The following is a 14,760-nucleotide window of genomic DNA, read 5'->3' as shown; positions in this document are numbered from 1 at the left end:
AGAAGAAGGTGGTCGTCATACTCCGTTCCTTAACGGTTACCGTCCACAGTTCTATTTCCGTACAACTGACGTAACTGGCGCAATCCAATTACAAGAAGGCGTTGAAATGGTTATGCCAGGTGACAACGTTGAAATGTCAGTAGAGTTGATTCACCCAATCGCAATGGACCCAGGTCTACGTTTTGCGATCCGTGAAGGTGGTCGTACAGTGGGTGCTGGTGTTGTTGCTAAAGTAACACTTTAAGCCTTTCTGTTTAAAAAAAGCGCTCCATTAGGAGCGCTTTTTTTATGTATCAAGTTTTATATTTTTTAACCCGATTTATATGCTCATATTCTAGAAGATAAGATTTTTCATAAACTATTCGATATTTTGCGTAAGTATTAATCACTTCTTGAGTTTCTTCTTCAAGGTGAAATTAAAAACGCTTATACAAAATATATCGATCTACTATTCATCATCAGTATATTATTATCTTTTTAAGGAATCTAAGAGTAATTTTGCATTTTCACCTCGTAATTGCCACGACATACAACGAACTCCGCCACCCATATGACACACATTATTGGATGGGATTGGAATGATTTCACGTTTAGTCAGTGCGCGAATTTGTTGCAATGCAATATTGTCTTCTTTTATGCCGAATTGAGGGAAATAGATACGTTGAGGGGTGACAAGCATATTGGTATATAAGCCACAAGCAGAACCAAACTTTTGATCATAAATTTGGCTACCATCATAAGGGGTAATGATTTCGGCAATCTTTACATTGGGAAGCCCACGTCGTAAATCAGCTTTTAATTTTTGCGAATATTCTGGGTCTTCAGGATAAGAATTAATCACTAAAGTGTTTTCATCAATAAAACTAACAACGCCATCAGCATGCTCAAGACCACCTTGTTCATCTGAGTCAATAAAAGCAATATGTTTTAACCCTGTGAGCGCTATTAATTTCTTTCTTGCGGCATTTTCAGATATTTTATTGTCTGATAAGAATTTTGTACTGACCACAACATGACCTGCACCATCGTCAACCCAGTTACCACCATCATTGAATAAATTTGTGGAAGTAAATTTTAATCCAGCTTTTTGAATGTATTGTTTAAATTTTGATTGTACTGCATCAGCGTTTAATTGACCTTTTTTGCCACCACCTTGTCCTTCTGCTGTATAGCGGAATAAAATTGGAGCATTCGGATTTGAACTACTAAAATCACGCATCCAAATATCTTGCATAGGTGCAATGACAATATGATCTTTTCCAAGTGCTTTAACATAGTCATTATATAAAGATTGATCTGTTAAAATTAAAACTTGATCTCCATGTTGAATGATTTTTTTCGCATAGTTCACATGAAAATCGAAAATTTTATCTTTCATTTTGGCATAGTAAGGATCATTGCTTTGCGGAGATGCCAAAACAATAAGTTCAGCTTTTGCCATTAAACTTGTCATCATTGTGAAGACCAATATTATGATAGAAAGTGTATATTTGTTGATGACTATTCTTGTACTGAACATGATCTAAGCTCCGTGTTGCAAGACTTTATGATATTTGAAATATCTTAGAGTCTAATGAATAAAGTTAGACAATCTTATGAATGTGCATTGAGAGAATTTTTCATCGAGTGAAAATAAAGAATAAGTGATTTGTTCGGGTTTTGCTTTAGTTTTTTTATTCAAAGCTATAGATAACGACCTTATCAAGATTGTTAGACAAAAAGACCCTTAAGCTGTCCCTAAGTGATATTCGCATGACCTCATCAGCACTTATCGAAATTTCATAAAGCCGTAATATAAGAATAGAGAAAAAAAACATAAATGATTTAAGTGTCGTAGTCACTTAATAGGAGTTTTTGCAATGAATGCTAAAGTGAATATTTCAAATCGCGCAGGTGCAAGTTTTCCTGTTCGTCGTATGAATTTTAATTTTGATGATGTACCAGAATATTGGATGAATGGCTCGGCGGGTCTTACACATTTTATGACCGCATTGTCTGCATTGTTTCCAGATGGTGAAAAACTATTTATTGATTCCGTACGTGCAGTACGTTATCACCCATCGATTAAAGACAATGAAGCATTACAAAAAGAAATTAGCGCATTCATTGGTCAAGAGGCGATGCATACGCATGAACATGCGGGCTTTAATGCTTCAGCACAAAAATATGGTCATGATGTTGCTAAATATGAACGTCAAACAGGTGTAGTGATTCAAACGGCACGTAAGCTTTTTGCCAAAGTGGTTAAACCATTTGGTATGACACAGGAAATGGTTGATCTTACTGCAACAACAGCATTAGAGCATTTCACTGCGACTATTGCATCACAATTGCTTGTGAATAATCATATTCAAGAGCTGATGACTGATTCGACCATGTCCACGATGTGGTTTTGGCATGCCATTGAAGAAAATGAACATAAAGCTGTGGCTTATGATGTTTATGAAGCAGTTTTTGGTAAGGGTGTGAAAGCATATGCATTACGTAGTTCGGCTTTGATCTTTGCAATGACTCTAATTTTTATCGCGCAATCATCATTTGTTTTTAATTTATTGAAAGAAGATAAAAAGTTAAATTTGAAAGAATTAAGCATGATTTATAAATATGCATATAGTCCATCAAAAGGGATTATTGCAGGAATGACCAAAGAAATGTTTGCCTATTTTAGACCTGGTTTTCATCCAAATGATTTAGATACTGTACAGTTATTAGAAACATGGAAAGCGAAACTGGGCTTTTAAAATGTGAAATATAAATTTAAAATATGAAGGGCAATGAAAATTGCCCTTTTTAGTTCTTTTTAGTGATAGAACTTCTTATACTTCAGCCTTTATTTCTAAATGATGAACGAAGATGATTCGTTTAATGCAAAAAGCTGATTTAAGTGCTGTTTCTCAAATTGAAAACTTAGTTCAAACTCATCCGTGGACATTAAAACAATTTGAAGAATCGATTAACTCGTATCAAAGTACAGTGATCGAGCAGCAAGGTGAGGTTGTTGGATTTTGTATTTTACAGCCTGTATTAGATGAGGCAAATTTATTGTTGATGGCAATCCATCCACAACAGCAGGGCAAAGGGCTTGGATATCAATTATTAGATCAATCGATGGCTTTGCTTAAAAATAATCCACTTCAAATCTTTTTAGAAGTCCGTGAAAGTAACCTTTCAGCGATCGCTTTATATGAAAAATCTGGCTTCCATCAAATTGATATGCGACGTAATTACTATCCTAAAGCGGATGGTGGAAAAGAGCATGCAATTATTATGGTGAAATCATGTAGTGATGATTTTTCTCAACTTTTTAAAAGTTAATTCTGAATGAGTCATCTTTTATCGATTGGTTAATATGATGTAAAAAGCTCCTCAATGTTGAGGAGCTTAATTTTATAATAATCAATAATTAATCACTTATTTAATAATCAGTTCGTTCCATTCAGATGGCAGAGTGGTCATAAGCATATCTCCCAATTGATTAATTTCTTCCTGATTTAACGTTCGATTTAAACGACGCCATTGACCATCTAATAACAGTTCAATCGGTGTATATTGTGATTTGTAATTCATTTTATTTGAATGTGGAACCCAGTAGCCTAAGTACACAAATTGTTGATCAATAGATTGAATATATTCAATTTGTTTGAGTATCGCAAAAACGCCAAGAGAGCGTCGATTTTCATCAGGATCAAAGAAGGTATAAACAGCAGATAATCCATCATCAAGCAGATCGCAAGTTGAAACACTGATGAGCTTGTCGTCTTTCCATAATTCTAAAAAGAAACTTTCAGTGCAACTATGCAGTAAAAATTTTTCAAATTGATCATAGCTCGGTGGGAACATATCACCATCGGCATGCCGTTCAAGGATATAGCGTTCGTATAAATCGTAATGAACTGTAGTTGCTTGATGTGTTGGAGTGATTTTCACTGTTAAATCTTGATTGCGCTTCCAAGCCTTTTTTTGTGCACTGTTCATTTGAAAGGTATCAACAGGAACACGACAAGATAGACATTGTCGGCAGAGGTGACATTCAGGTCGATACACAAAATCGCCACTACGTCTAAAGCCTGTGCGTGACAATTCAGACAAGGTAACCACATCGATACGATGAACCGGATCAAGAAAGACCATACGCGCAGATTTGTTTTCTAAATAACTGCAATCATGCGGTGGCGTAATGTAATACTGTAAGTCATTTAATAGGGACTTCGGATGATAAGAGTTCATAACTGTGTGTCCCTCCTTTTTGTCATTCCATGAGGCGCGCATTTAACGCTATTGTTTTACTTGAAAATACACGGTCTTGATATTTTTTCCAATCTATAACAGGCTGTTTCACAACATCTTGTAACGATTTAAGGTATTCTTGCCGAGAAAGTGTGCAAGCGCCAAGACTTAAGAGGTGATCATTAACCAATTGGCAATCAATCCAAGGCAGTTGATTCTCTTGACCAATCAGCATCAGTGTATAAAAAGCCATTTTTGAAACATCAGTTTCAGTACTAAACATAGATTCGCCAAAACAGCCATGCCCAATAGTAACACCATATAATCCGCCCACGACTTTATCTTGATTCCAAACTTCAACGCTATAAGCAAAGCCTGCATCAAATAAATCGGAATAACCTTGGATGATATCTTCAGAAATCCAAGTTTCATCTGCATAACTACGGGGTAAAGAGCACGAGCGAATAACACGTTCAAAAGAATGATTGACGGTAATTTTGTAATCCATCTTTTTCATATTTCGAATCAGTGATTTACTGGGGTGATAATCATGTGGTCGAATAATGCAGCGTGGTTCAGGGCTCCACCAACAAATAGGTTCATCTTCTGAAAACCATGGGAATAAGCCATGTGTATACGCTTCATAGAGTGTAGAAGGGGAGAGATCCGCACCCACACAAATTAATCCTTGTTGTTCAGGATCTGCTTCAATCGGATCTGGGAAAATATATTGAGAGGGTGTGAGCATAGCGCATTAAAAAAGTATAAGGATCAGCAATATCTTAGCTGATCCTTAGCACTAAAATGTAAAATGTTTTATGCGAAAAGTTTCAGCTGTTTGGCAATTTTGATTTTATCGCCATCTAAAAACTTCTGAGCCTTTTCTTGAATAATTTTAAGACTTTGTCCCAAATCTGATATTGAGTTTCCTTCGCTATCTAAGACCAACCATTTCAATTCAGTCAGTACATCTTGAACATATTGTGCAAATTGTTTTGCAGACTTTAATCCTTCCACAAAATGTGCACGATAGAACAGTTGTGTGAATTGATCTGTTGGAATACCCATACCTGTGATTGGGCAGGCTAAAGCTTGGTAATTCACATGAAAACTGGCTTGATTGAGAAGGTAATAGTTAAAGTCTTGAGCATGCTGAATCATTTCTGGATTTGCTTCAGCTTGGCAAGGTTGAGCTAAACCTAAATGGCACAAAATTACCAAGGCATTTAAGAGTTGGGCATAATTAAGCGTTGGGATGGCTTGTTCTATTTCAGCAATGGTTTGAGGTTTGTAGTCTAATTTTTTAAAGTGAGCGCCTAAAGGTCCATAAATATCTTGAATTAAATTGAACTCACCTAAATAGCCTGCAATCGTTTTAGGTAATTGTTCTGGTGCAGTAAGCAGTACAAAAGCCGTATTTCTTAAACGTTGCTGTGTTTGTAATGCGGTTAAGGTATTTTTACCTCGAATAAATAAATCTCTTCTAAATTGACTGTTGGCAAAATAATCACGACATTGTTCTTTAAAAACAGGGTGTTCAATGGCATTTAAGAATTTTTGATGCTCATCCGTAAAATTGATGTTATCCAAATGTGTGTTTAAATCAGTAGAGCCTGCATAGGAAAGTTTGATTTCTTCAAGAATGCGAACCACTTGTTGGAATGAAAAACATTGCCAATCTTGATTAAGATATTCATGGATTAAGTAGTTTGGATTTTGTTTTTTTAAATCTTGAACTTTGCTTAATGCATTTGGATTTCTTTGAGCGAAATTTGGATTTTGTTTTAATAGAGCTTCACTAAATTCTAAAGAGTCTTTGACCTTTTGAATCGGATTAGTACTGCTGCTATTAAATTTAAAATGACTGTGGAAAAGTTCACGAATCGGCATATTAGCTGCCCAGCCTGTGACACAGTTATAACTGATATAAACAATACCATTGGGTTTTAAATATTTGCGAATGAATTTCAATATAATATGTTGATTTTCATGACTAATCCAACTCCAAATGCCATGCAAGCTAATTGAGTCAAACATGGGTAAATCTTTGTTCAGTAACTCTTCAAAACTGGCATCATAAAAATGATGTGGAGCATGGCTTTGTTCAGCCAGTACATTGGCATGAGCCGCATGTGCAGGGTTAAAGTCTGTACCATAAAAGATACCAAAACTTGATGCTGCATGAATATTCAGACTGACACCTTGACCAAAACCAAGTTCGCAATGCATATGATCTTGATGTGAGGACGGGCAATCAACTCCATTTAATAACAAACAAAATTTTTGATAATTTGGACTCAAATCTTTGTAATACCCATAGGTGTAATTTACTTCAGTTTGATAGCCATCGGTCCATGCTGTTGTCATTGTTTTCCCCACAAGGTGAAATTATAAAAATAATTAAATCTCTTTATAAATCAAAAATAAATAAACCGCCATGTAGGCGGTTTATTTTTACAAAAAATAAATGAATTATTTCAAACCATCTAAAAATTTGTCAGCATCAAGTGCCGCCATACAACCTGAACCTGCAGAAGTAATGGCTTGACGATAGACATCATCAGCAACATCACCCGCTGCAAAAACACCTGGAATTGAAGTTGCAGTTGCATTTCCAGCAGTACCGCTTTGTACTTGAATATAGCCATTGCGCAATTCAAGTTGACCTTCAAACATTGCTGTATTTGGTTTGTGACCAATAGCAACAAATAAACCTGAAACATCAATATCTTGAGTGCTGTCATCCTGAGTTGATCTGATACGAACAGCCGTTACACCTGAAGCAGAATCACCTAAAACCTCATCAACTTGATGGTTCCAAATAATTTTGATTTTTCCTTCTTTCTCTTTTTCAAAAAGATGAGTTTGAAGAATTTTTTCAGAACGTAAAAAATCACGACGATGTACAAGTGTGACATGTGAAGCAATATTCGATAAATATAGCGCTTCTTCAACAGCCGTATTACCACCACCGACAACCATTACTTTTTGGTTTTTATAGAAGAAACCATCACAAGTCGCACAAGCACTGACACCTTGACCCATATAGGCTTGTTCAGATTCAAGACCTAAATATTGTGCAGTTGCACCTGTCGCAATGATTAAAGCGTCACATGTGTAATCTTCCATATCGCCTTTTAAGACAAATGGACGAACTTTTAAATCAACTTCATTGATGTGATCGTATAAGATTTCAGTACCAAAACGTTCAGCATGCGTTTGCATACGTTCCATTAAAGCAGGACCTGTTAAACCTTCAGGATCACCCGGCCAGTTTTCAACATCAGTCGTTGTTGTTAATTGTCCACCCAATTGCATACCAGCAATGAGTGTTGGTTTTAAGTTCGCACGTGCAGCATATACCGCAGCACTATAGCCCGCAGGACCTGAACCTAAAATTATTAACCGTGAGTGACGTGTGCTCATTCCAGCCATCCTTTTTATATAAAAAATATAGAATCTGTTAAAATTATACGTGAAACTCTATAACAGTGGTGAGAGTTCGATGTGGATAATATTGATCATCGAAATCGAATTGAACTATATAGAAAAGTTGTATAATAAAATAAGGTTTAAAAACAGTTTTAAATTGCTGAATTATCTACAAAGCTTTACAACACAAGTCAATAATCGTGCATCTTTTTTTATAGAACAGGTGCATAATATAAAGATTTCTTCTCTGAAGATAGCGTTACGCGTCAAGAAAAGAGCAATATGAATAATTGGTTACAGGACAGTATATGACTGCGGTGTCGAGTGTTTATGCACAGCGTTTATTATTAACATTATTCTTGATTTCATTTGGGATCTATCTGTTTTTAGCAACAGTGACGTATACCCCATTTGATCCAGGCTGGATGCATATTTCAAGTGATACTCAACAAGTGTCAAACGCCAGTGGTGTTGCGGGCGCGTGGATTGCAGATCTACTTTTTGGATTCTTAGGATGGGCAAGTTTGCTGATCCCAATATTTCTATTCGTTGAAGCAGCACAAGTATGGTGGCCACGTAGTTTTCTCAGCCGTCCATTTCGTTATGCAGCGCAATTTTTTATTTTGCTCACTTTTGCCAGTCTTTTATATTTACTTTGGAATGTACCCGCAGATACATTGGATAATGCTTCAGGTGGCATTATTGGCTATGAACTTGGGGCGAGTCTTAGCCATTTATTAACCATTTATGGGGCGACCATTTTTTTAGTATTCTTATTGGGTTTGTTATTTACTCTAGCATTCGGTATTCAATGGAATCGAACTTGGGCAACCTTAAAAGCGACACCTGCTTATTTACAAGATTTATTTTATAAGAATGTTCCTGAAAGTGAATCTGCTTATGATTTAACAACACCACAAAAAAATCAAAAAGTTAAAGTGCCTATCAATCATACAGATGATGCTGTTCAGAGTGTTGATGAAGACATCATAAATACCGCTGTGATCTCAAATTCTACTCAATCATCGAAACAACAGCGAGCTGCTGAACGTTTATTTGATGATTTGGTTGATGAGGGGATGCATGACAAAAAATATCAAGAACAGCAGTTTGTTGATGAAATTGATGATGCTGAGTTTGAAAAAACATTAGAGAAAGCACATCAATTAGAAAAAGAAAGTCAGCGTGTTGTACCAACAGGTGAAGTGTGGAAAGCATTACATCAAGAAAATGATCATAAGCGCGATATTGATGCTTTACTTCGTGCCGCAGATGATGAGTTAGAGACATCAAATATTCATCATAAAGCCGAAAATGTAATTTCATCTATACATACGCCACAAAATACCACTGTACCAACGCAACGCTCTCATGATGAAAATCATCTTGATTGGGACGATGATCAAGTCTTTGATGAGTTATTGGCGGTGGTGCCGAATGGCAAAATAGCCACAGATATTCATAGTCCGTATCATCAACAAGCTGCTGAAATGATATCACCATCAGATGTAGCAGTTGCGACGATTGCCACAACAGCAACACAGTCTAATATTGCATCTCAAGCATTACAACAGACTCAAAATTTGGCATCTGAATTAGATGATTTAGCATTGTTGGTTGAAAAAGAACAACAAGAGGTGATAGTACCTGTTCGTACAACCAGTAGTTATGCGCAATCAACACCTTTTGTAAAAGCTGAAATTCAAACCAATTTTCAACCGCATTCAATTGTTTCTGAAGAAGAAAAACAGCGCATTGCGAGTGATAAAGATGCCTTTAGAGAAGCTTGGCAAGATACAGTAGGGGCACCTGAAGAACTTGAAAGTGAAGTGGATCAATCTTTTGACTTTGATGCACCCTTAACCGATGCATCAGGTCGACCAATGTCTCGCGCAATGCAAGTTGCCAATAAACGGAAAGATTTACCGACATTACCAAGTTTAGATATTCTTGATAAAGTTGATCCCAACAAAAAAGTCAATTTTACGGCTGAACAGTTGGCAAGACTCTCGGAATTACTTGAAATTAAATTACAAGAATTTAATGTCAAAGCCAAAGTGATTGAAGCCCAACCGGGTCCTGTCGTGACACGTTTTGAGTTGGATTTAGCACCTGGTGTTAAAGCCTCTAAAGTGACCAATATTTCAAGAGATTTAGCACGTTCAATGTCCATGGCATCTGTACGTGTGGTTGAGGTGATTCCAGGAAAACCTTATATCGGTATTGAAGTACCGAATAGCTCACGTGAAATGGTTCGTTTAATTGAATTGCTTGAAACACCAACCTATCGTGATCCAAGTGGTTTAATTACCATGGCGATGGGTAAGGATATTTCAGGTAACCCAGTTCTCACTGATTTAGCCAAAGCACCGCATATGTTGGTTGCAGGAACAACAGGTTCGGGTAAGTCAGTTGCTGTAAATGCGATGATTTTATCCATGCTATTGAAATATACACCTGCAGATTTACGTCTGATTTTAATTGATCCTAAGCAACTGGAACTTGCGAATTATAATGATATTCCTCATTTACTCACCCCAGTCGTGACAGACATGAAAGATGCTGTAAATGCATTGAATTGGTGTGTTAATGAAATGGAGCGTCGTTATAAACTGATGTCTTACCTAAAAATTCGTAAGTTGTCTGATTATAATCGCAAGGTCGATGAAGCAATTGCCAATGGCGAAGATCTGATTGATCCAACATGGAAACCAAGTGATTCTGCGACTCGTGAGCGAGCTCCGCGTTTAGAACCTTTACCGTCTATTGTGATTGTTGCCGATGAATTTGCAGATATGATTATGCAAGTCGGTAAAAAAGCAGAAGAAATGATTACACGCTTAGCACAGAAGTCGCGTGCGGCTGGTATTCACTTATTATTAGCAACTCAACGACCATCAGTCGATGTGATTACAGGTTTGATCAAAGCCAATATTCCGACACGGGTTGCATTACGTGTAAACAGTAAGATTGACTCTCGTACTATCTTGGATGCAGGTGGTGCAGAAGACTTATTGGGTCATGGTGATATGCTATTTTTAGGGCCTGGTAAAATTGAACCTGAGCGTGTTCATGGTGCATTTATTTCAGATGATGAAGTGAATAGTATTTGTGATGCATGGCGTGAGCGTGGTGAACCGAATTATGTCGATGAAATCTTAACTCCTTATGATGAAGAGCCAACTTCAAGAGGTTTTGAAGATGGTGATAGTGATCCAAGTCGTGATGCACTTTATGATCAATGTGTTTCTTTCGTTTTGGAAACCCGTAAAGTTTCAGTATCTTCTTTACAGCGTAAATTTAGTTTAGGGTATAACCGAGCTGCACGTATTGTAGATCAGATGGAAGAGAACGGTATTGTGAGTTCAATGGGTACCAATGGTAAACGAGATATATTAGTGTAACGTTCACTAATGTTAAAAAGCCTCTAGTTATTAGAGGCTTTTTTATTAATAATACAAAATTGAGATCATCCATATTCTTTAATTTTAAGTGTGGTATGTCATCCATAATAGAGTGGTGTATCTGACTAAAAATTATAAAGGAGGAGATGAATGGTTGAGTCGTTATTTGATTTAAAATTAATGAAATCATAAAGCGTAAAAAAACCTGCTTCAAGCAGGTTTCATCTTTCAAAAAGTATGATTAAGCAAACTTTGCCAATACTTCTAAAAAACCATCTTTTTGGCGTGGGAATTCAGCGATCACATCATGAATGCGTTGACCTTCAGAATTTGTCGCATTCACATCACGACCATCTGCAACAAATTTTGTCAAAAGGCGTTCGTAATCGAAAGGGCGCATATGCTTGAATGCATGATAAAGCACATGAAAATCTGTATTCACGCCTTCAGGAGGAAGTTGTTCCAAATAGGCAAATACACGCTCATCTGACCATTCTTCATTGAACGTTGCTGGCTGTGAAAGTGCCATAACAGCATCTCCTCAAAATATAATTCTGATTAAAAAGGGCAAAATAACCAATGCTATTTTGCCCTGAATCAATTCACTTGACTAATCAATAATGAAATTAACGCTCTTCAGGTAAATTGATATTCATTTCAAGCATCTCAATATTCGCTTCAGAACGAACAGACATTTGAATGTGCTGTTCATCTACACCACGAACATAACGATTGACCACTTGCATGATTTCTTTTTTCATTTGATCAATTTTGTCTTGGCTTAAACGTTTGCCTAAACCTTGTTCAGAGGCAACGATCACTTTTAAACGATCTTTCGCCGTTTGAGCGCTAGATGGTTTTTCATCATTGCTAAAAAGTTTACTCCAGAATCCTGCCATGATTATGCTCCAAATAAACGTGCTAACCAGCCCTTAGGTTTCACCGTAATATGACGATATGGGCGATCTTCACCAAGGAAGCGAGCAACGAGATCATCATATGCTTGACCTGCACTTGTTTCTGTATAAAGAATGACAGGTTTACCTTCATTGGAAGCTTGTAATACGCTTGGACATTCAGGAATGACGCCCATGGTTGGTACACGAAGAATATCTTTAGAAATGTCGTCAATCGTTAACATTTCTTGTTTATCAGCACGTTCTGGATTAAAACGAGTAATACAAAGATGCTTACGGATACGACCTTCGTTCTGTTCAACTTTCTTGGTTTTACTATCAAGCATACCAATAATACGGTCAGAATCTCGAACAGATGAAATCTCTGGATTGGTTACGATAATCGCTTCATCTGCATGATACATGGCAAGAATTGCACCACGTTCAATCCCTGCAGGTGAGTCACAAATAATGTAATCAAACTCTTGAGAAAGCTCTTCCATAACGCGAGCAACACCCTCATCTGTTAGGGCATCTTTATCACGTGTTTGTGAAGCAGGTAAGATATATAAATTTTCAATTTCTTTATCACGAATCAACGCTTGTTGTAAGCGAGCTTCATTATTCAAAACATTGACAAAATCATAAACAACACGACGTTCACAACCCATAATAAGGTCTAGATTGCGTAATCCTACGTCAAAATCAATCACAACAGTTTTATGACCACGAAGGGCTAAACCTGTTGCAAAAGATGCGCTCGTTGTAGTTTTACCTACTCCGCCTTTGCCTGATGTAACGACAACAATTTTGGCCACCGAATCCACTCCTGTTATGGTGATATACCCGTTTAAACGGGTTTTCTATGGTGATTAATTTATACCTTAAAATTGAAGAGCTTCAAATACAAGCTCTTGCTGATCATTCAGGTAAATATGTACAGACTGTTTTACGACATGTTGCGGAATGTCATCAGCCACACAATACGTCCCCGCGATAGAAACCAATTCAGCTTCTAATGAATGACAAAAAATTCTTGCAGTTGTATTTCCGCCTGCACCTGCGATGACTCTACCACGAACACTGCCATAGATATGTATATTTCCTGATGCAATCACTTCAGAACCACTGTTAATTCCAGCGTTCAGAATAATATCGCCATGATCTTGTACAAGACATTGTCCAGTACGTAAAATTTCATCATGATAAGACGTTGCATGACTAATTTTTTTAACAGGCTCTGCTACAGTTGCTGTTTGTGGTTCTGCTTTTTGAACAGGTGTTTCAACTACCTGTTCTTTGGTTGGCTTAATCCGTTGTAACGGACGATCCGCCGGCATGACAGGGAATTGAATGGCACGAGCTTGATCCCCTAAGATACCATCTACCACAGCCATTGGCTGTAATTCTAAACTAATCAGCAATTGAATTAGTGCAATCAATTCTTGCTCAACAGTACTGTCAATAACAACTAAAGCACCTTGGTAAGATGCTTCATTTAACATGCTGGATAGTTGCTGGCGGATAGCATTATGATCATTGCTCTCGAAAGTTAATCGAGTGGTATGAACCATTTTGCCTGTAATCCGTATATCAGCCATAGTTATTCCTTAAAAGGCTTGTGACCTAAATCTGATGTCGTAAAGCTAAACGATGAAATTGGTCAAATGCTAGAACAAATTGATTGTTTTCTCTAGCAAAGATACAAATAATTTCAATGAATTGAGCATTCTTTAACTGGATTATTGCTTCGCTTGATCATTTTTATCTAATACCAGTTGCCATTGTTTAATTTTTACTTGTTTACGTAATGATTCTAAACTTTCGTAGACTGCGGATTCAACCAATTCTTCAAGCAAATGATTTTCAATATTTAAATTGCTGACTTTTTCTGAGATCAGTTGATAGGTAGCGTTCGGTCGTTGCACTGTTCCATTGGTGAGCGGGTCAATTAAACCGTTGGTAATATTTTCACCTAATCGCTGTCCAATATTTTGGATTTGATTTTCAATCATGCTGCCTGCAATCGGAATCAGCCTTAAAAGTTGAGTCAGTTGAGGTGTATCCTCAATGGCTTGTTTTACAATTTGACCGACATTATCTGCAATTACGGTTTGCTGTGCTTTTAATTCAGTGGCGAGCGATTCTTGTAAAATTTCTGCTAGAACTCGGGCAAATAATTCACGATGATGATCAACCAGATCGTGGATAATTTTTTTATGGCTCGAACTGGTATCTAATTCATGACGAACACCGTCAATCACAGTGATCACGATACGGTCTGAAAGCTCTTCCATCACCACACTATAATAAAAAAGTGCTTTATTTTTAATGCTTTCAGGAACAACTTTATAACCTAGTTCATGTAATCTATAGCCAATAATTGCAACACGGATTAAACGCAAGAAACGTAAATAAGGAACAATTGCAAGGACTTCATACCAGTGAATAAAAGGAAAGAAGAACCAACGTTTGTGGTGCTTATTCACAATAGAGATAGCCCATCGAATCAGTAATTCTGCAATTAAAAATGTAATAAACCAACTTTCAGTTTTAATCACCCATGGATGCAAATCAGTTTTATAAAATTGTAAAACTTGCTGTAAATGAATTTGATCAAAGAACCAAGCGCCAAAATTGCTCATTAAAAATGCATTGGCGCACAGACAAACTAAGTTAACGACAATAATCACCATCATGAAAATGTCGTAAACTAAAAAGAGCTTCCATGCGAGCGTATCATGACGAATCGTTTGAAACTTATTCTGTGATGATTGATTTGAATCCGTCATAAATATCCT

13 protein-coding genes and 1 pseudogene are annotated in these 14,760 nt (G+C 36.9%); 4 read left to right on the top strand and 10 right to left on the bottom strand.

The genetic code is table 11. The features are described 5' to 3' along the window. Window positions 1–244 (top strand): annotated as a pseudogene (locus tag B9T35_RS13355) (elongation factor Tu); the annotation flags it as partial. 225 nt (window positions 245–469) lie between these two features. Here the strand turns inward: B9T35_RS13355 and B9T35_RS13350 are convergent. Then, on the bottom strand, window positions 470–1,453 hold the full coding sequence (locus B9T35_RS13350; RefSeq protein WP_086191606.1) for an agmatine deiminase family protein: 984 nt from the start codon (window positions 1,451–1,453) through the stop codon (window positions 470–472). Window positions 1,454–1,859: 406 nt separating this feature from the next. Here B9T35_RS13350 and B9T35_RS13345 point away from each other — a divergent pair, with 406 nt between their 5' ends. Both B9T35_RS13345 and rimI read left to right on the top strand, forming a co-directional pair. Continuing rightward, window positions 1,860–2,741: a metal-dependent hydrolase gene (locus B9T35_RS13345; protein ID WP_086191597.1), complete on the top strand. Its 882-nt coding sequence runs from the start codon at window positions 1,860–1,862 to the stop codon at window positions 2,739–2,741. 112 nt (window positions 2,742–2,853) lie between these two features. Beyond that, complete coding sequence (gene rimI / locus B9T35_RS13340; protein WP_086191596.1) at window positions 2,854–3,315, top strand: ribosomal protein S18-alanine N-acetyltransferase; 462 nt, start codon at window positions 2,854–2,856, stop codon at window positions 3,313–3,315. A gap of 96 nt (window positions 3,316–3,411) precedes the next feature. On the opposite strand, the gene B9T35_RS13335 is transcribed toward rimI, so the two are convergent. The 4 genes from B9T35_RS13335 to trxB form a co-directional block, all read right to left on the bottom strand. Then, window positions 3,412–4,227, bottom strand: coding sequence for an arginyltransferase (locus B9T35_RS13335; protein WP_086191595.1), 816 nt, complete (start codon window positions 4,225–4,227; stop codon window positions 3,412–3,414). A gap of 22 nt (window positions 4,228–4,249) precedes the next feature. Beyond that, window positions 4,250–4,975, bottom strand: coding sequence for a leucyl/phenylalanyl-tRNA--protein transferase (gene aat / locus B9T35_RS13330; protein WP_086191594.1), 726 nt, complete (start codon window positions 4,973–4,975; stop codon window positions 4,250–4,252). A 68-nt stretch (window positions 4,976–5,043) separates the two neighbouring features. Further along, entirely contained in the window at window positions 5,044–6,594 is a 1,551-nt protein-coding gene (locus B9T35_RS13325) for a class I SAM-dependent methyltransferase (RefSeq protein ID WP_086191593.1), read from the bottom strand. A 105-nt stretch (window positions 6,595–6,699) separates the two neighbouring features. Continuing rightward, window positions 6,700–7,653 carry a thioredoxin-disulfide reductase gene (gene trxB / locus B9T35_RS13320; protein ID WP_086191592.1) on the bottom strand — a complete coding sequence of 318 codons (954 nt, stop codon included), beginning with the start codon at window positions 7,651–7,653 and terminating at the stop codon, window positions 6,700–6,702. A gap of 314 nt (window positions 7,654–7,967) precedes the next feature. Here trxB and B9T35_RS13310 point away from each other — a divergent pair, with 314 nt between their 5' ends. Continuing rightward, window positions 7,968–11,063, top strand: a complete 3,096-nt coding sequence (locus tag B9T35_RS13310; protein ID WP_086191590.1) for a DNA translocase FtsK — start codon at window positions 7,968–7,970, stop codon at window positions 11,061–11,063. 241 nt (window positions 11,064–11,304) lie between these two features. On the opposite strand, the gene B9T35_RS13305 is transcribed toward B9T35_RS13310, so the two are convergent. The 5 genes from B9T35_RS13305 to B9T35_RS13285 all read right to left on the bottom strand — a co-directional run bounded on the left by B9T35_RS13305 (window position 11,305) and on the right by B9T35_RS13285 (window position 14,751). After that, entirely contained in the window at window positions 11,305–11,592 is a 288-nt protein-coding gene (locus B9T35_RS13305; protein WP_086191589.1) for a PA4642 family protein, read from the bottom strand. A 97-nt stretch (window positions 11,593–11,689) separates the two neighbouring features. Continuing rightward, window positions 11,690–11,962, bottom strand: a complete 273-nt coding sequence (minE, locus tag B9T35_RS13300) for a cell division topological specificity factor MinE (RefSeq protein WP_086191588.1) — start codon at window positions 11,960–11,962, stop codon at window positions 11,690–11,692. A 2-nt stretch (window positions 11,963–11,964) separates the two neighbouring features. Beyond that, the gene (gene minD / locus B9T35_RS13295) at window positions 11,965–12,777 is read right to left on the bottom strand and encodes a septum site-determining protein MinD (protein ID WP_086191587.1); all 813 of its coding nucleotides are present in this window, start codon (window positions 12,775–12,777) and stop codon (window positions 11,965–11,967) included. A 66-nt stretch (window positions 12,778–12,843) separates the two neighbouring features. Beyond that, on the bottom strand, window positions 12,844–13,560 hold the full coding sequence (gene minC / locus B9T35_RS13290; RefSeq protein ID WP_086191586.1) for a septum site-determining protein MinC: 717 nt from the start codon (window positions 13,558–13,560) through the stop codon (window positions 12,844–12,846). Window positions 13,561–13,701: 141 nt separating this feature from the next. After that, window positions 13,702–14,751, bottom strand: a complete 1,050-nt coding sequence (locus B9T35_RS13285; protein WP_139842033.1) for a preprotein translocase subunit SecA — start codon at window positions 14,749–14,751, stop codon at window positions 13,702–13,704. Window positions 14,752–14,760 lie beyond the last annotated feature (9 nt).

It is taken from the genome of Acinetobacter sp. ANC 3832 (assembly GCF_002135415.1).
Taxonomy (GTDB): Bacteria; Pseudomonadota; Gammaproteobacteria; order Pseudomonadales; family Moraxellaceae; genus Acinetobacter.
Note: the sequence above shows the minus strand (reverse complement) of the source record. Positions and strands in the feature narration are given on the sequence as shown.

Excerpts from the sequence above, each read along its gene's own strand:
- B9T35_RS13335 (WP_086191595.1), bottom strand. The coding sequence starts at position 4,227 with ATGAACTCTTATCATCCGAAGTCCCTATTAAATGACTTACAGTATTAC.
- B9T35_RS13350 (WP_086191606.1), bottom strand. The coding sequence starts at position 1,453 with ATGACAAGTTTAATGGCAAAAGCTGAACTTATTGTTTTGGCATCTCCG.
- minE (WP_086191588.1), bottom strand. The coding sequence starts at position 11,962 with ATGGCAGGATTCTGGAGTAAACTTTTTAGCAATGATGAAAAACCATCT.
- trxB (WP_086191592.1), bottom strand. The coding sequence starts at position 7,653 with ATGAGCACACGTCACTCACGGTTAATAATTTTAGGTTCAGGTCCTGCG.
- B9T35_RS13345 (WP_086191597.1), top strand. The coding sequence starts at position 1,860 with ATGAATGCTAAAGTGAATATTTCAAATCGCGCAGGTGCAAGTTTTCCT.
- B9T35_RS13285 (WP_139842033.1), bottom strand. The coding sequence starts at position 14,751 with ATGACGGATTCAAATCAATCATCACAGAATAAGTTTCAAACGATTCGT.
- B9T35_RS13325 (WP_086191593.1), bottom strand. The coding sequence starts at position 6,594 with ATGACAACAGCATGGACCGATGGCTATCAAACTGAAGTAAATTACACC.
- B9T35_RS13310 (WP_086191590.1), top strand. The coding sequence starts at position 7,968 with ATGACTGCGGTGTCGAGTGTTTATGCACAGCGTTTATTATTAACATTA.
- B9T35_RS13305 (WP_086191589.1), bottom strand. The coding sequence starts at position 11,592 with ATGGCACTTTCACAGCCAGCAACGTTCAATGAAGAATGGTCAGATGAG.
- aat (WP_086191594.1), bottom strand. The coding sequence starts at position 4,975 with ATGCTCACACCCTCTCAATATATTTTCCCAGATCCGATTGAAGCAGAT.
- minC (WP_086191586.1), bottom strand. The coding sequence starts at position 13,560 with ATGGCTGATATACGGATTACAGGCAAAATGGTTCATACCACTCGATTA.
- rimI (WP_086191596.1), top strand. The coding sequence starts at position 2,854 with ATGATTCGTTTAATGCAAAAAGCTGATTTAAGTGCTGTTTCTCAAATT.